Annotated in this window: 13 protein-coding genes, 2 tRNA genes and 2 pseudogenes; 8 read left to right on the top strand and 9 right to left on the bottom strand. The window is 71.4% G+C overall.

What is annotated here, in order from left to right; translation table 11 throughout:
* Positions 1–39 precede the first annotated feature (39 nt).
* The 4 genes from HYV14_16400 to HYV14_16385 all read right to left on the bottom strand — a co-directional run bounded on the left by HYV14_16400 (position 40) and on the right by HYV14_16385 (position 4,181).
* Entirely contained in the window at positions 40–792 is a 753-nt protein-coding gene (locus HYV14_16400) for a hypothetical protein (protein MBI2387568.1), read from the bottom strand.
* 94 nt (positions 793–886) lie between these two features.
* Positions 887–1,942 carry a flippase-like domain-containing protein gene (locus HYV14_16395; GenBank protein MBI2387567.1) on the bottom strand — a complete coding sequence of 352 codons (1,056 nt, stop codon included), beginning with the start codon at positions 1,940–1,942 and terminating at the stop codon, positions 887–889.
* Entirely contained in the window at positions 1,939–2,847 is a 909-nt protein-coding gene (locus HYV14_16390; protein MBI2387566.1) for a hypothetical protein, read from the bottom strand. The genes HYV14_16395 and HYV14_16390 overlap by 4 nt, the downstream gene beginning before the upstream one ends.
* Before the next feature lie 11 nt (positions 2,848–2,858).
* Complete coding sequence (locus tag HYV14_16385) at positions 2,859–4,181, bottom strand: aspartate kinase (protein ID MBI2387565.1); 1,323 nt, start codon at positions 4,179–4,181, stop codon at positions 2,859–2,861.
* Positions 4,182–4,401: 220 nt separating this feature from the next.
* Here HYV14_16385 and HYV14_16380 point away from each other — a divergent pair, with 220 nt between their 5' ends.
* The 3 genes from HYV14_16380 to HYV14_16370 are packed head-to-tail and all read left to right on the top strand — an operon-like array spanning position 4,402 to position 5,949.
* Positions 4,402–4,692, top strand: coding sequence for a helix-turn-helix transcriptional regulator (locus HYV14_16380; protein ID MBI2387564.1), 291 nt, complete (start codon positions 4,402–4,404; stop codon positions 4,690–4,692).
* 31 nt (positions 4,693–4,723) lie between these two features.
* On the top strand, positions 4,724–5,092 hold the full coding sequence (locus tag HYV14_16375) for a response regulator (protein MBI2387563.1): 369 nt from the start codon (positions 4,724–4,726) through the stop codon (positions 5,090–5,092).
* Positions 5,092–5,949, top strand: a complete 858-nt coding sequence (locus HYV14_16370) for an MBL fold metallo-hydrolase (GenBank protein MBI2387562.1) — start codon at positions 5,092–5,094, stop codon at positions 5,947–5,949. The genes HYV14_16375 and HYV14_16370 overlap by 1 nt, the downstream gene beginning before the upstream one ends.
* Here the strand turns inward: HYV14_16370 and HYV14_16365 are convergent.
* A complete protein-coding gene (locus tag HYV14_16365; protein MBI2387561.1) occupies positions 5,946–8,192 on the bottom strand; it encodes a YfhO family protein in 2,247 nt (748 codons plus the stop codon). The genes HYV14_16370 and HYV14_16365 overlap by 4 nt on opposite strands.
* Positions 8,193–8,217: 25 nt before the next feature.
* On the opposite strand from HYV14_16365, the gene HYV14_16360 reads away from it, so the two are divergent.
* From HYV14_16360 to HYV14_16345, 4 genes are all read left to right on the top strand, one after another.
* Positions 8,218–9,918: a tetratricopeptide repeat protein gene (locus HYV14_16360; protein ID MBI2387560.1), complete on the top strand. Its 1,701-nt coding sequence runs from the start codon at positions 8,218–8,220 to the stop codon at positions 9,916–9,918.
* Between the two features lie 53 nt (positions 9,919–9,971).
* A tRNA-Ser gene (locus HYV14_16355) sits at positions 9,972–10,061 on the top strand.
* A 5-nt stretch (positions 10,062–10,066) separates the two neighbouring features.
* Positions 10,067–11,476, top strand: a complete 1,410-nt coding sequence (locus HYV14_16350; protein ID MBI2387559.1) for a hypothetical protein — start codon at positions 10,067–10,069, stop codon at positions 11,474–11,476.
* Positions 11,473–12,903 (top strand): hypothetical protein, encoded by a 1,431-nt coding sequence (locus tag HYV14_16345; protein MBI2387558.1) that lies wholly within the window; start codon positions 11,473–11,475, stop codon positions 12,901–12,903. The genes HYV14_16350 and HYV14_16345 overlap by 4 nt, the downstream gene beginning before the upstream one ends.
* 422 nt (positions 12,904–13,325) lie before the next feature.
* On the opposite strand, the pseudogene HYV14_16340 reads toward HYV14_16345, so the two are convergent.
* The 4 genes and pseudogenes from HYV14_16340 to HYV14_16325 form a co-directional block, all read right to left on the bottom strand.
* Positions 13,326–13,430 (bottom strand): annotated as a pseudogene (locus tag HYV14_16340) (prepilin-type N-terminal cleavage/methylation domain-containing protein).
* Positions 13,431–13,515: 85 nt separating this feature from the next.
* Positions 13,516–14,307, bottom strand: coding sequence for a prepilin peptidase (locus HYV14_16335; GenBank protein MBI2387557.1), 792 nt, complete (start codon positions 14,305–14,307; stop codon positions 13,516–13,518).
* Positions 14,308–14,743: 436 nt separating this feature from the next.
* Positions 14,744–14,848 (bottom strand): annotated as a pseudogene (locus tag HYV14_16330) (prepilin-type N-terminal cleavage/methylation domain-containing protein).
* 177 nt (positions 14,849–15,025) lie between these two features.
* Positions 15,026–15,109: transfer RNA gene (locus tag HYV14_16325), tRNA-Leu, on the bottom strand.
* A 41-nt stretch (positions 15,110–15,150) separates the two neighbouring features.
* Between HYV14_16325 and smpB the strand changes: the two genes are divergently transcribed.
* Positions 15,151–15,639: an SsrA-binding protein SmpB gene (gene smpB, locus HYV14_16320; protein MBI2387556.1), complete on the top strand. Its 489-nt coding sequence runs from the start codon at positions 15,151–15,153 to the stop codon at positions 15,637–15,639.
* The last annotated feature ends 3 nt before the right edge of the window (positions 15,640–15,642 follow it).

Raw genomic sequence — 15,642 nt, 5'->3', positions numbered from 1 at the left:
TTCGGTCCCGGGGTCCATACCGGGGGTCAAGCCGCGGAGTCAGCGCGTGATGAAAAGGGTTGACAAATCCGAAGAGGCTTGAAGCCTCACGACGTCCCCGCCGTACATCTTATAGGAAGCGGGCGCCGCGCCCTGGATCTGCTTCGCCGGGACCATGTAGAACTTGTACTCGTGGCCGCCTTCGCTGGTGTCGTCGTAGATGAAGCACAGGCCCAGGTCGGGGCGCGCGGAGAAGAACAGGCGGTAGGGACGCCCGGCGAGGTTCACCGGCTCTCCCGCCCTGTAGGTCAGGCGGAACAGCTCGCTGATCCGCTTCTCCCACACCACCTGGCCGGTCGCGGCATCCCGAATGACGATATAGTTGGCAAGGCGCGGCCGGAAGATGCTCACCGAAAGGCTCACGCGGTAGCCGCGCGCGCCGTCGCTCCAGCTCCCCGACATGCCGCGCTCGATCTTGACGAAGCGCGTCGCGCCGCCCGGGGGCGTCACCGCGAGGAAGCCGTCGCCGGCGAGGTCCAAGGTCCCGGCCACCATCGTCCGGCCTCCGGCGCCCGCGAAGGAGTCGGTCGCGGCGAGATGGCGGTCGAGGAGAGGCCCGAGCGCGACGGTCTGCGTGTCGGCGGCCGTCTGGACGCGCATCAGGACGGGAACGGGGACGCGGACGGAGACAGGGGCGTCGAAGGCGAAGGGCGCGAAGCCGGGAGGCAAAGCGGAGCGGACCAGGGCCGCGGGGTCCGGCGCGGCGGACGCGCGCGCCGCGAGCAGGGCCGACAGCAGGATCGCCGTTCTCACACGCCCATCTTAGCAAGGGCCCGGGAAATGCGGAAGCGGCGCGGCGCCGTCCGGCGCCCGGCAATGGGCCCAGATGGACCATGGGCCTTAAGGCCTACTTCCGCGGAAGCTCCTCGGCCAAAGCGGCGGCCTCAGCGAGCACGGACGGCTCGGAGACCTTGAGCCCCCAGAGCACGAGGACGCTGAGCAGGGACGGCACGACGTAGTAGGCCGCGCGGTACAGCAGGGCCGCGACGACGGCGCGCCCCCCGTCGTAGCCGAGGGCGACGAGCACGGCCGCCGTCGAGCCCTCGGCCGCGCCGAGCCCTCCGGGCAGGACCGGGATCAAGGTCGCGCCCTGGCCGACCGCGAACACGGCGGACAGCGGGCCCAGCGGAAGCGGATCGCCGACCGCCTTGAAGCACAGCCACAGCGAGAGCATCGCGAAGCCCCAGTCGAGGCAGGTGAACAGCACCGCGCGCGTCAGGTGCCCGTGCTCGTGCCGGATGCGGGCGAGGCCGTGCGCCATCTGCCTCTCGAAGGCCATGAAGCTCTCCGCCGGGATCTGCTTGGTCGAGAGCCGGAAGGCGGCCTGGTTCGTCCAGTGGAACACGCGCCTCGCGGCCTTGCCGCGCAGGCGCCCGTCGAGGAACAGGACGATCAGCCCGCCGGCGGCCACGATCAGGACGCACAGGCCCACGACGCCCTCGACGAGGCCGACGCGGCTGCCCTGGAGCCGGAACATCAGGGACGCGAGGCCCTGCACGAGGACCGCGGCGAGGACGGCGTACAGGATCACCGAGGTCAGAGCGGAGGCGACGATGGTCGTCGCGATCGGCACGAGGCGCTTGTGCAGGAGGTGCGCCTTGAGCGCGAAGCCGCTCACGCCGCCGGTCGAGACCACGTAGTTCGCCGTCGTCGACACGAGCGAGATGCCGAGCACGGTCGGGGCTCCCAGCGGATGGCCGAGCAAGGTCAGGACCGCCGACAGCGCGAGCCCGCCCATCGCGTGGCTCGTCAGCGCGCACAGCAGCGCCGCGCCCGCCCAGCCCCACGACAGGTCGGCCGCCGCCGCGCGGACCTCGGCGTAGTTCGAGCCCACGACCCACGAGAGCAGCCCGAGCGCGACGGCCGCGCCGACGGCGAGGGCCACGCGCCCCCCGCTCTTCATCTCCCCCCCGACGAGGTCGACGAGAGCGTCAGCACGAAGGTCGTCGAGCGCCGCGCGTCGTCCTCGGTGCCGCGGCCCTGCAGCACGGCCAGCATGGACTGCGCCGTCTCCGCGTCGGGCAAGGCCACCGCGCCCGACGCGAACGCCTCGCTCATCGCGGCCCCCGCGCGCGCCGCGGCCCAGGAGATCGCGACGGTCGCGAGAGTCATGACGAGCGCGAGCGCGGCGACGGCTCCGCCGAGCCGGGGGCGCTCAGGCGCCGGGTTCAGCGCCTTGAGGTCGTCGGCGAGACGCGCGCAGGCGACGTAGCCGAACGGCGCCCACAGCGCGGCGACGATCCACCCGACCCAGGGGATCCACGACGGGAGGCACACCACCGTCGCGAGCAGCGCGAGCCGACCCGCCGCCGCTCCCAGCACCGGCCGCACGCGCGCGAACGACAGCTCCATGGCCGCCAGCCCCGACGCTTCCCCCGAGAGCTGATAGAAAGGCGAGAAGAACACCAGGACGCCGAGGATCAGACCGGGGACGATCAGCAGGACGAAGCCTCCGCCCGCGGCCAGCATCGCCAACGAGGTGACCCAGGCGAACGCCGGAGTCTGACGCCACGCCGCCCGCAGGGACTCCGCGACGCCTTCATCGAAGGCGGCCGCGCGGAGCGTCGCCGCCATGCCCCAGGCGGACGCGACCATCACGGCGAGGACGGAAAGGACCCAGCCGACGCCGAAGAGCGTCCACGGCGGCGCGGCCCCGGCCAAAGCGGCCGCCGCGGCCGGGACGAACGGCAGGAGCGCGGCGCCGACGGCGGCGACGACGCTCAAGGCGAGCACCGCCATCAGGGCCGCCCATCGGCGACGATAGTCCGCCCACGACGCGGACAGCCAGTCCTCCACGCTCGGAAGCATGGCTCAGGATATCAAATGGGGAAGAAGCGGGAGTGCAGGGCCCTGACCGCGGCGTCGACGGCCGCGTCCTCGACGACGAAGGCGACGTTGTTCTTGGAGGCGCCCTGGGAGATCATGCGCACGTTGACCCCGGCCGACTTCATCGCGCCGAAGATCTCCGCGGCGACGCCGGGCGTGGACTGGATCGCGTCGCCGACGGCGCAGACCACCGACATGCCCCGCTCGACCGTGGTCTCGAACTCGGCCGACAGCTCCTCGACGGCCTTGGCCACGCCCTTCTCGTCCCCGGTCGTCGCCGACACCGACACCTCCGACGTCGCCACCATGTCCACGTCGATGTCGTGCCGCGCCAGGGCCGCGAAGATGCGCGCCAGGAAGCCGGGGCCCGACAGCATGCGCGGGCTCGACGCGCTCAGGATCAGCTGATGCCGCTTGAAGGCGATGGACTTCAGCGCCACGCCGTGCGCCGCCGCCGCCGCCGCGACGATCCGCGTGCCCGGATGCTCCGGCTTGAACGTGTTGAGCGCCCGCACCGGGATTCCCTTGCGCATGGCCGGCACCAAGGTGTGCGGATGCAGGACCTTCCCCCCGTAGTGCGCCAGCTCGCAGGCCTCCGCGAAGCTCAAGGTCTCCAGCGGCCGCGCGCCGGGCACCAGCCGCGGGTCCGCGGTCATGATCCCGTCCACGTCCGACCAGATCTCGACCTCCTCCGCTCCGAGCGCCGCCCCGATGATGGTCGCGGAGAAATCGCTTCCGTTGCGGCCCAAGGTCGTCAGTTCCCCGCCCCGCGTCCGGCCGATGAAGCCCGTGACGACCCGCAGCGGTCCGTCGCCGCCGAGCGCGGCGCGCAGCAGCGCGTCGGCCTCCGGCAGCGGAGCGGCCTCGCCGAACCGCTCGTCCGTGACCAGCCCCGCCGCGGAGGCGTCCACCGCGACGGCCGGCACGCCCGCCTTGGCGAACACGGCCGCCACGATGCGCGCCGACAAGCGCTCGCCGCAGCCGGCGAGTCGGTCCAGCGTGCGCGGCGTGAGCTCCTTGAGGAGCGAGACTCCGCGCGCCAGCTCCGCGAGCTCCGCCAGCAGCGGCTCGAGCGGGGCGGGATCAACGCCGAGGTCGCGCGCCGCGTCGCGATGGCGCTTGCCGACGAGGTCGAGCCGCCCGATGTTCCCCCCCAGGGCCTCGCGTCCGAGGGCGAGCAGGTCGTCGGTCACGCCCCGGAAGGCGGACACCACCACGACCGGCTTGCGCGCCAGGCGCCCGCGCACGATCTCGATGACGCGCGCGATGCGGTCGGGCGCGCCGACGCTGGAGCCGCCGAATTTCATGACGATCATGGGAAGATTGTACCGTATTGACGGGGCGGGCCCGACGGCCCGACTTATCCTTTTTCGGTTCGCTGCTTTTAAGCAGCGGGAAGCGGAATAGATGGTTTAAATCACGTCATTTGCGGGGGGCGATGCTTAAAAGCAGCGAACCGAAAAAGGTCCCCACACCGGCGGCCCCCGACCGAGGGAACTTTTTCGGGGGGTCGGTCGTATAGATAAGATGAATCCATTGGCCGAAAATCTGAGACGCCTGCGCCGGGAGCGCGGCATCTCGCAGCGTCAACTCGCCGACGAGGCGAAGGTCAACTCCTCGGTCGTCAACCGGGCGGAGCGCGGCGGGAACACCGCGATCGAGACATGGATCAAGCTGTTCTCGGGACTGGGCTACGTCGTGCTGTTCGACGTCCAGGAGCTCGCGGAGGAATGCGGAGATCTGCTGGCCGAGGAGGCCCAGCGGCGACGGGACAACCGCCGCTGGGGCCTGCTGAAATCGGGGAAGATTCTCGGCTGGCCGTATTGACGCCGGGGCCCGGACCCGCTACACTGCGGTGGTGAAAAAGGTGGTGGTCGTCGACGACGACGATGACATGCGCGAGCTGATGTGCATGCTGCTGCGCGGACGCTACGACGTCTCCACCGCCAACGACGGCGCGAAGGGGCTCGCGGTCGTGCGCGCGGTGCGTCCCGACGTCCTCGTGCTCGACCTGCTCATGCCCATCATGCACGGCTTCGAGGTCTGCCAGCGCCTGCGCGCCGACCCGGAGCTGAAGGGCATCAAGATCCTGATCAGCTCCTCGAAGTCCTACCAGCACGACGTGCGCACCGCCGTCGAGGAGACGGGCGCCGACGGCTACATCGTCAAGCCCTTCGAGGTCGGCGAGTTCAATCGCCGCGTCGACGAGATGGCGGGCGGCGCCTGATGCGCGTGCGCTTCTGGGGCGTGCGCGGCTCGATCCCGGCGCCCGGGCCGAGGACGGTCCGCTACGGCGGCAACACGCCGTGCGTGGAGATGGAGATCGCCGGCGAGACCTTCATCATCGACGCCGGGACCGGCATCCGCGAGCTCGGCTTCGACCTGATGCGGCGCGCGGCCGGCGGGCCGATCAAGGGCCGCCTGTTCATCGGCCACACCCACTGGGACCACATCCAGGGCTTCCCCTTCTTCACGCCGCTGTTCCTGCCGACGACGAAGTTCGAGGTCTACGGCATGCACGGCACGATGAAGTCCTTCCAGGAGGTGATGGCGGGACAGATGCACTCGACCTACTTCCCCCTCCAGCTCAAGGACCTCGGCTCCAAGCCCGAGTTCCACGAGATGAACGGCCCCCTGCAGGCGGGCGCGGTCAGGGTCACGACCCATTTCCTGAACCACCCGGGCATCACCGTCGGCTACCGCTTCGAATACGAGGGCAAGGTCGTCTCCTACATCAGCGACCACGAGCCTTACGGCGCGCTGAACCCGAAGGGCGAGTTCAGCGACAAGGAGGACGCGGCGATCGCGCGCTTCGTCGCCGGGTCGGACCTGCTGATCTGCGAGGCGCAGTACACCCCCGACGAGTACAGGATGAAGCGCGGCTGGGGCCACAGCACCTTCGCGGACATCCTCGACCTGGCGCAGGCGGCCGAGGTCAAGCGCATGGCGCTGTTCCACCACGACCCGCTGCACGACGACGACAAGCTCGACGCCCGCCTGGTCGAGAGCGTCGCCCTGATCTCCTCGCGCAAGCTCTCCATCGACTGCTTCGCGGCGAGGGAAGGCCAGGTCGTCGAGCTCTAGAGCAGCGCCGCGGCGAGCAGCGCCGGCGCGGCGAGCAGGGCGAGCAGCAGGCCGAGCCGGAACGGGCGCGGGCGGTAGTCGAAGCGCACGACGGACTTCCCGGCGGGCACCTCGACGGCCCGGAACGCGTAGTCGGCGCGGCGCACGCGGGCGGGCCGGCCGTCCACCGCCGCCTCCCAGCCCGGGTACCAGTTGTCGAGGAGCACCAGCCAGCCGGGACCGCCCGCGTCGACCTCGACGACGACGGAGTCCGCGCCGTCCGCGGCGATGCGCGCCGCGCCCTTCGCGGCCTTGAAGGCCGGCGCGTCGCCGTCGTCGAGCCAGACCATGCGCGCCGGGTCGAAGCCCGGCGCGCGCACGGCGGCGAGGACCTCGGCGGGCGCCGCCGTGCGGGCCTCGGCGACGAACAGCGCGCGGCGGGCGGGGGCCGGCGCGCGGAAGACGAGCAGGTCCCCCTCGTGGACCGGCTTCCAGCCCTTCGGCGCGGCCGACGCGGTCCTCGCGGTCGCTCCGACGGCCCCGACGGCGAGCAAAGTCGGGTTCGGCGGCGGCTCGGCCGCGCCCGAATAGAAATCGAAATCCCCGGCACGTCCCGTCACGAGCTCCTCGTAGCGCCGGGGCGCGGTGAAGTCCCGCCCGCGCGCGTCGCGCAGACGGAAGGGCATGCCCAGGTTCGGCTCGAGCGCCCGCCCGAGCGCGAACACGCGCCCCTCGCCCGCCGCGTCCCTCAGGGCCGTGATCGCCGGGGTCTCCGGATAGAAGGTGGACGCCGGCGCCGACGGGTTGACGTCGAGAGCGGGGATCAGGCAGAACAGGCCCGCCAGCCACGGCGTCCAGGCGCGCCGCCTCGGGTCGAGCAGCCGCCGCGCCGCGAGGCATTCCGCGAGGAACACCGCCATCACCGCGACCGCGAACAGGACCTCGCTCGGGCGGAGTTCGTCGAGGGAGCGCCAGGCCAGGATCCAATACGCGGAGAGCGCCAGGACGGACGGGACCCACAGCGACCAGCGCAGGACGCGCCGGACCGCGGGCTCGAGCCGCGCGGGGTCGGCGTCCGCGCCCAGCCCCGCGAGCACGGCGACGCCGAAGGTCCAGACGAGCAGCAGCCGCGTCGGGTTCGCCGCCGAGAAGGCGGGGAGCGCCTTCCACAGCCACGGCAGCGGCGGCGCGCCGAGCGCGGCCGACAGTCCGAACAGCGCGAGCCCCAGATGGAACAGGGTCTGCCCGTCGCGGCGGCGCGCGACGGCCAGCGCGGCGAAGGCGAGCGGGATCAGGCCGGTCCACGCCGCGCGCTCGATGAAATTGCTCTCCGGGCCGAGCCCGAACAGGCCGGCCAGTATCTCGGCGCCGCGCGCGGGCGAGCCCGAGGCGAGCGGCATGAGCAGGTGCAGCGGCAGCCACGGCGACAGGCGGAAGCCCCAGCGCGCGAGCGAGCCCGAGGCGGCGGCCGTCGAGCTGAGGCCGGCGTACTCGAAGTAAGGGAGCAAGGCGGGCGCCGCCAGGCAGGCGCCGAGCGCCGCGCCCAGCGCCGCCCAGACGAGGAAGCGCGGGCGCCCGGCCGACAGGAAAAGCCCGTACGCGGCGGCCGCGCCGAGGACGTGGAGCATCGTCGGAGGATGGCCGCCGAGCAAGGCCAGGCCGGTGAACAGGGCGAGGAGCGCGGCCTCGCGGGATCCCGGGCGGTCCGACAGCCGTCCCAGCGCCCAGAACAGCGCCGGCAGCAGGCACGCGGTCGTCGAGTGCGGATGGCCGAGCCAGGCGACCATGAAGCCGCCCAGGGAGAAGACGACGGCCCCGAGGACGCAGCCGCGCTCCGAGGCGCCGAGGCGCCGCAGATGCAGCCCCGTGAAAACGCCCGCGCAGAACAGCTTGAGGAAAGCGGAGACCAAGGTGAACGGGACGGCGGGAAGCCACAGGAGCCCGGCGTTCAGCGGATGGAACGGCGCGGCCTGGATGCACGCCGCGAACGGGACCCCGGCCAGGATGAAGGGGTTCCACAACGGGAGGTCCCACGCCAGGAATCCCTCGCGCATGAACTGGCGCCACGGCGCCAAGTACAGGAGCTGATCGGCCAGCAGCCCGGCGCCGAGGCGAGGCGGGAGGACCGCGTTCCACGGCGGCACCCGCCACAGCGCGGCGGTGGCGAGCAGGCCTTCTCCGCGCAGGAGCGCCGGCCCGATCAGGGCCAGAGCGGCCGAGGCCGAGGCCCAATAAAGAGTGGTCCGTCTCGGCGGCGCCGCCATGCTGAGAAAATAGGATAATCACCCCATGCTCGGCTACCGACATGCGGCCTTCCTTCTGCTGCTGTGCCTCGCGGGGTACGCGACGATCCTCGGCCAGCGCGGATACGTGCACGACGACGCCCACCTCGTCGGAGGCAACGTCCTGCTCGACGCGGGGCTGGGCGGCCTCGAGGGGCTGCTCGGCAAGGGCATCTGGGAGGCGGCGGACGGTTCCGGCGCGCGGGTGTACGGCCTCAGCAAGCCCGTGCTCTACCGGCCGCTCCTCATGCTCACCTTCCTCGCCCAGAACCTGACGACGGGCCGGGACGCGCGCCCCCTCCGCGCCGCCAATCTCCTGCTGCACGCGGCCGCGTGCTGGCTGCTGCTCATCGTCCTCCGCGGCCGCCTGCCCGCCGGCGCCGCGCTGGCCGCGGCCGCCGCGTTCGCGGTCCTCCCGACCCACGTCGAAGCCGTGGCCGCGGTGACGGGACGCTCCGAGCTCCTCTCCGCGGTCCTTCTCCTCGGCGCGTGGCTCCTCCTCGACCGCCGCTCCTCCCCCGTGCGGACGGCGGGCGGCGTCGCGCTGTTCACGGCCGCCCTCTTCGTGAAGGAGCACGCGCTTCTTTTTCCGATCCTGGTCGCGGCCTCCGATTGGACCTTCGACGGCGCGAAGCCCTGGTCTCGCGGGCGTCGCGGCGTCCACGCGGCGCTGCTCGGATCGATCGCGCTCTACCTGGTCGTCCGCCTGGCGCTGGCCGGCGTCCCCTTCAGCGGCGGCGTCCCCTACTTCGGAGACCGCCTCACGGCCGCGCTGACGGTCGCCCGCTTCGCCTTCGCGCGCTACCTCTGGCCGAGCCTCACGGGCGCGGGGCTGTGCCCCGATTTCGCGCGGCCGCTGATCCCGGACGCGCGACCCGGCTCGCCTTGGTCCTGGCCGCCTCTCCTGGGCCTCGCCGCCCTCTATGCCTTCGGACTTTGGGCGCTCCTCGCCCGGCGCGCCCGCTGGGCCTTCTGGCTGTGCGCCCCCTCGGTCTTCCTGCTGCCGACCATCCACGTCCTGACGCCGCTCAACGAGATCGGCGCGCAGCGCTTCCTGTACCTGCCGAGCCTGGGCCTGGCGGCCGGGCTCGGCGTCCTGTGGACGCGGGCCCGCGCGACGGCCCCCCGGACGGCGCTCGCGTCCGGCCTCCTCCTGCTCGCGGGCGGGGCCTGGGCCTGCGCGGCGTATGCCCGGGCGTGGCGCGGCGGCATCCCTTATTACGAAAGGGTGCTCGCGTGCAATCCCGTGTCCGCGCGAGCGCGCGCGGCCTACGGGATGGAGCTCATACTCGCGGGCCGCGCCGCCGAAGGCCAAGCCCAGTTCGCCGAGTCGATACGCCTCGCTCCGGGGCTCGCCCTGCCCTACTACAACCTCGCGCGGCTCGCCTGGGAGCGCGGCGACGCCGCCGAGACCGAGCGCCGGATCGCCGAGGCGCTGGAGCGCGATCCCACCGTCGCCGACGCCTGGGTGCTGGCGGGCCTCGTCGCCGAGAAGCGCGGACGCTTCGCCGGATCGGAAGCCGCCCTGCGGCGCGCCCTCGCGCTGTCGCCGTGGAACCCGGCCGCGAACTTCAATCTCGCCCGGCTGGAGCTGGCCTCGGGCCGCGCCGCCGAGGCGATCCCCCATCTGCGCGCGTTCGCCCGCTACGCCCCGCGCGATCCCGACGCCGCTTGGGCCCTGAGGGTATCCGCCGGCGGCCGGCCGTAGCCTTTTGACGGGGGCGGTACTCGATACGAAAATGCGCTATAATCCCTGCCGTAGGAAGGGTGGCCGAGTGGTCGAAGGCGCACGACTGGAAATCGTGTAGGGTCTAAAAGCCCTCGAGGGTTCGAATCCCTCCTCTTCCGCCATTTTTTTGAACATCCCCCCGCGCTCCGCCTTCGTCCTCGCCGCGTGCGCGCTCCTGGTGCTGGCCTTCGCGCCGGCCCAGTACTTCGGCCGCCAGCAGGACGACGTCCTGTACCTCGTCGGCGCGCGCGCTCTCGCCGCGGGACGCTACTGCCTGCTCACCTCCCCCGGTTGCCCCCCGCTGACGATGATCAACCCGGCGTGGCCGGCCCTGCTCGCGCCGCTGTCCTGGCTCACCGAGGGCGCGGGCCTTTTCCAGGCCGCCTCGGCCTTGGTCCTGGCTCTCGTCCCCGCGGCGCTGTGGCTGTGGCTGCGGCGCCGGACCGACGAGGCGACCGCCTTGCTCGCCGCCGCGCTGTTCGCGTCCTCGCCGCTCGTCCTGTCCCAGTCGGGCGTCGTCATGTCCGAGGCTCCGTTCACTTTGGCGCTCCTGGGGCTGCTGACGGCCGCGGACTCGGGGCGCCCCCTGCTCGCCGGCCTCTCCGCCGCCGCCCTGCTGCTCACGCGCACGGCCGGGGTCTCCGCCTTGCCCGCGCTCGCCGTCTTCCTCGAGAAGAAGAAGCTCCGTCCGGCCGCGGAAGCCCTCCTGCCTCCGGTCCTGGCCTTCGGCGCCTGGTCCGCCTGGTCCTGGTCGAAGATCCGCTCCGTCGACAAGTTCAGCATGTTCTCCTTCACCTACGGCTCCGCGCCGTCGGCCAAGCTCGCGCGCGTCGCCGCGGCAAACGCGCGCTTCTATGCCTCCGAGTGGGGCGGGAGCTTCACCCCGCCTTCCCTCGCCGCGGGCGTCCTCGCCTCGCTCCTGGGCGCGGCGCTGTGCGCCGCCGCTCTGCGCGGGCTCGTCATCGCCCTGCGCGCCCGGCGCGACGACCCGGCCGCGCTCGCGCTGGCCGGCACGGCGCTCATGCTCGCCGTCTGGGGCTGGCAGTACGAGCGCTACCTCATCCCCCTTCTTCCCCTCCTGCTCTGGGCGCTCGCCGCCGGCCTCGGCCGCGCGGCCAAGCCCGCGCTCGCGCTTCTCCTCGCGCTGCAGCTGGGAGCCCAGACCTTGCCGCGCCTCGGCCGCCCGAGCCCCTGGGCCGAGCCGGAGCTCAAGATGACCTACGCCTGGCTCGCCGCGCGCCCGGGCCCCGGCCTGCTCACCAGCGCCGCGCCGGTCCGGGACGGCTGGCTCTCCGGCCTGCCGAGCGTGCCCTTGCCTGCCGTCGAGCGCGACGAGGATTTCGCCGCCGCCCTCAAGGCCGCGCGCGTGACCTACGTCCTGCGCGTCGAGGGCCTCGACTTCGGCCTGCTCGCCGACGAGGGCGCCGTCCCCCGCCGCCAGGTGGAGCGCGTCCACCGCCGTCTCGAGGACCCGAAGCTGTTCCGCAAGCTGCACGAGGAGCCCTCCGAGCGCGCCTCCGTGTACGAGCCCCGATGAGCCGCTCCGACCGGATCCTGCGCCGCCTGGGGCCGCTCTCCCTCGTCCCCGTCGCGCTCCTGCCCCTCTCCAACCCCGACCTGTTCTGGCACCTGAGCGCCGCCCGGCGCATGCGCGAGACCCTGTCGATCCCGACGGCGGACTGGCTGTCGTCGACGCGCGCCGGCGCGCCGTGGGCGGACTTCGAGTGGGCCGTCCAGCTGATCTTCGACGCCCTGTACCGCGCCGGAGGCCTTCATGCGCTGTGGCTGTTCAAGGCGGCGATGATCGCCGCCTCGGCCTGGCTCCTCCTCAAGACGCTCGAGCTATACGACGCCGAAGAACCGACGCGCGCCGCCGCCCTGGCCCTGTGGGGCGCGGCGAGCCTCACGCGCTCCGACATCCGCCCCGAGCTGTTCTCCCTTATCGGCTTCGGCCTGGTCTTCCTCGGGCTGGAGCGCCGCCGCCTCGGGCTCCCCGCGCCCGGCCCCGCCTGGTGCGCCGCGTTGTTCTGCCTCTGGGCCAACCTCCATCCCGGCTTCGTGTACGGCCTCGTCCTCCTCGGGCTCTACGGCGCCTGGCGGCACCTGGGCGCCGCCGCCCTCGGCTGCCTGCTCCAGGTCCAGGGCCCCGCGGGCCTCGCGGTGATCTGGCGGCATTGGCAGGACGCCGGGAACATCTCCGTGCGCCTGAGCGAGTGGCGGGCCATCCGTCTCGACGACCCCTGGCACTGGCCTTTCTGGCTCGCGTTGCTAGGCGCCTGCGGCGCGGCCCTGCTCGCGCTCCGCGCCCGGCGCCGCCCGGCGCTCGGCCCGCTGGCCGCCGTGCTGTTCTTCGGCTTCGCCGCCTCCCGCCATTCCCGGATGGCGGCCTACTCCGTGGCCTGCTCCGTTCCCCTGATCGCCGCCTTCCTGAAGGACGCGGGCGTCGCGGCCTCTCCCTCCCGGCGCCGCCTAGCCTGGGCGCTGGCCGCCGGGCTCGGGGCCTTCTCTCTGTATTGCGCGCTCCTCTACGGCTTCGGGCGGACGCCCTTCAACGACCACTTCGTGCCGCGCCGCGCCGCGGAGTTCCTCGCGAGCCAGGCCGGAGACCTGCCGCGCCGCGCCCTCTACAATCCCTGGGGCTGGGGCGGCTACCTGGGCTGGCGCCTGCACCCGGATTATCTCGTCTTCCAGGACGGCCGCTACCTGTTCCACGACCTCCTCGTGGAGACCGGCGACGCCCTCGCCTCGCCGGCGGACTGGCAGGCCTTCCTCGACCGCCGCGGCATCGACCTCGCCCTCATGGAGAACCTGCCGCTGATCGACGCGGCGACCATGCTCCCCTACCACGCCGCCTACATGCCCCGGGAGCGCTGGGCCCTCGTCTATGCGGACGGGCAGGCCCTCCTCTTCGCGCGGCGCGCGAGCGTCCCGCGGCCCTGGCTCGCCGCCCGGGAGCTCCGCTAAAAAAGAAAGGCCCCCGGGGGCCGAGACCCCGGGAGCCCGTCTTCGTCGATCCTGCAGGCTTAGTAGCCCGTCCAGACCGAGCCCTTCGTGTCGGTGTGCGTGCAGTTGACCAGCACGTTGCCGACGTTCGCGTTGGTGGCCTGGTTGTTGTAGTACCAGCCGCCCGCGTTCGTGGGGTTGGCGTTGGTCGTGGTGATCATGTCCGCCTCGTCGGCGAGCGTGACCACGGCCGTGCTGTCGGGGTGGTAGTTCGGAGTCTTCGCGACGGGAAGCGCCGTGAGGTACTTGCCGCCGATCGTCAGCGCGGCGACGTTGGCGGGATACGAGCCTTCCATGTCGCCGTAGTAGATGCTCATGGCCGACCGGAGAGCGCCGAGGTTGCCCTTGGACGCGCCTTCGGACGACTTGCGGATCAGCTCGGCGAACTTCGGGATGGCGATCGCCGCGAGGATGCCGATGATCGCGACGACGATCATCAGCTCGATGAGCGTGAAGCCCTTTCTGGACGGCTCTTTCAACTTCGTCATGGGATGACCTCCTGCGCCGATTAGGTATGGATGCTCGTAGTATACCCGCGGGGCCGGAGGACGACCACGCAACATTAAGTGAACTTCAGAAGGTGAAGGGCCAGCCCAGGGGCAGGAGCTTGAAGAAGTTGAACGCCGCGGCCGCCGCCAGGAAGGGGCCGAAAGGGATCGCGTCGGAGCGGCTCGCCTTGCCGGAGCGCAGCAGCGCCAGGCCGTACGCCGAGCCGAGCAAGGACCCGATCATCAGCGCGTCGAACGCGCCGGTGATCCCCGTCCACGCCCCGATGCCCGCCAGCAGCTTCACGTCCCCGCCGCCGAAGGCCTCCTTCTTGAAGATCGCCTCGCCGGCGGCCGCGACCGCCCAGCCCAGCAGGAAGCCGAGCGCGGCCCCGCGCGCGCTCCACCACGGGGCCAGCCACCAGGCGCCGAACGCGCCCGCGTCGAGATAGGGGTTGAACGGGGAGACCAGCAGGCCCGCCAGGGCCAGGCCGACGGACAGCTCGTCCGGGATCAGGAAGGTGTCCCAGTCGATGAGCGCGGCGGCGAGCAGGACCCCGCAGGCGACCACGGCCGCGCCCGCGAACACGGGCGAGGCGCCCCACTTGAGCCACAGGCCACCGGCGAGCAGGGCCGTCGCGGCCTCGACCAGCGGATAGCGGACCGAGATCGGCTTGCGGCAGCAGCGCCCCTTGCCGCGCAGGAGGAGCCAGGAGACCACGGGCAGGTTGTCCTGCCAGCGGATCGGCTTGCCGCAATGCGGGCAGCGCGAGCGCGGGGACGCCACGGACTCCTCGCGGGGCAGGCGGTGGATGACGACGTTCAGGAAGCTCCCGTACAGGGAGCCGAACAGGGCGGCGACGAGAGGAGCGGGATCCACCGGCGTTCTCTAGGGACGAAAGAGCCCCCGGGGTCGAAGACCCCGGGGGCTCGTCATCGTCGATCCTGCAGGCTTAGTAGCCCGTCCAGACCGAGCCCTTCGTGTCGGTGTGCGTGCAGTTGACGAGCACGTTGCCGACGTTCGCGTTGGTGGCCTGGTTGTTGTAGTACCAGCCGCCCACGTTCGTGGGGTTGGCGTTGGTCGTGGTGATCATGTCCGCCTCGTTGGCGAGCGTGACCACGGCCGTGCTGTCGGGGTGGTAGTTCGGAGTCTTCGCGACGGGAAGCGCCGTGAGGTACTTACCACCGATCGTCAGCGCGGCGACGTTGGCGGGATACGAGCCTTCCATGTCCCCGTAGTAGATGCTCATGGCCGACCGGAGAGCGCCGAGGTTGCCCTTGGACGCGCCTTCGGACGACTTGCGGATCAGCTCGGCGAACTTCGGAATGGCGATCGCCGCGAGGATGCCGATGATCGCGACGACGATCATCAGCTCGATGAGCGTGAAGCCCTTCTTGGACAGCTCTTTCAACTTCGTCATTATTGCATGACCCCCTGTGCCGATTATTTATGGATGACTGGGACAGATGTGTTATATGCCGGCACTCTGGTCACGCGTACGAAGTATAACCGGAAGCCACGCCGCTGTCAAGATTACGACAACTATAGTCACAGTGACTATAGTCTCCTTGCGTCGCTCACGCTTCATCCCGGTCGGTGGGCAGGAAGGGACTTGAACCCTTAAGAGCTTGCGCCCACACGGTCCTGAGCCGTGCGCGTCTGCCAGTTCCGCCACCTGCCCACCGCCCGGGACGAAGTGCTACACTTTCATTCTACGATACTATGTCGCGCAAAGACAACAAGGACGAACGAAAGATCGTCGCCACCAACCGCAAGGCGCGCCAGTTCTACGAGATCCTGGACGTCCTCGAGGCCGGCCTGCAGCTGGCCGGCCCCGAGGTCAAGGCCCTGCGCGGCGGCAACGCCTCCCTCGACGGCTGTTACGCCCGGCCCAACGAGAAAGGCGAGCTTTTCCTCCACAATTTCTACATCCCCCCGTACGTCTTCGCCACCACCTTGACCGAGCCCCTCGACACCCGCCGCAACCGCAAGCTCCTCCTGCACGGAGCCGAGATCCGGAAGATCACCGGCAAGCTGACCACCAAGGGCCTCACCTTGATCCCTCTCGAGGTCTACTTCAAGAACGGCTGGGCCAAGGTCTCCCTGGGCCTCGCCAAGGGCAAGACCGGCGCCGACCGCCGCGACTCCATGAAGAAGAAGGACCTCCGCCGCGAGGCCGAGAAGTCCTTCAAGGGCGTCTACCGCGGCTGAGCC

The sequence above is a fragment of the Elusimicrobiota bacterium genome, from assembly GCA_016182905.1.
GTDB lineage: Bacteria > Elusimicrobiota > Elusimicrobia > UBA1565 > UBA9628 > GWA2-66-18.
Note: the sequence above shows the minus strand (reverse complement) of the source record. Positions and strands in the feature narration are given on the sequence as shown.

Coding starts and splice junctions, on each gene's coding strand:
- HYV14_16395 (MBI2387567.1), bottom strand. CDS start 1,942: ATGAAGAGCGGGGGGCGCGTGGCCCTCGCCGTCGGCGCGGCCGTCGCG.
- HYV14_16390 (MBI2387566.1), bottom strand. CDS start 2,847: ATGCTTCCGAGCGTGGAGGACTGGCTGTCCGCGTCGTGGGCGGACTAT.
- HYV14_16385 (MBI2387565.1), bottom strand. CDS start 4,181: ATGATCGTCATGAAATTCGGCGGCTCCAGCGTCGGCGCGCCCGACCGC.
- HYV14_16370 (MBI2387562.1), top strand. CDS start 5,092: ATGCGCGTGCGCTTCTGGGGCGTGCGCGGCTCGATCCCGGCGCCCGGG.
- HYV14_16365 (MBI2387561.1), bottom strand. CDS start 8,192: ATGGCGGCGCCGCCGAGACGGACCACTCTTTATTGGGCCTCGGCCTCG.
- HYV14_16360 (MBI2387560.1), top strand. CDS start 8,218: ATGCTCGGCTACCGACATGCGGCCTTCCTTCTGCTGCTGTGCCTCGCG.
- HYV14_16345 (MBI2387558.1), top strand. CDS start 11,473: ATGAGCCGCTCCGACCGGATCCTGCGCCGCCTGGGGCCGCTCTCCCTC.
- smpB (MBI2387556.1), top strand. CDS start 15,151: ATGTCGCGCAAAGACAACAAGGACGAACGAAAGATCGTCGCCACCAAC.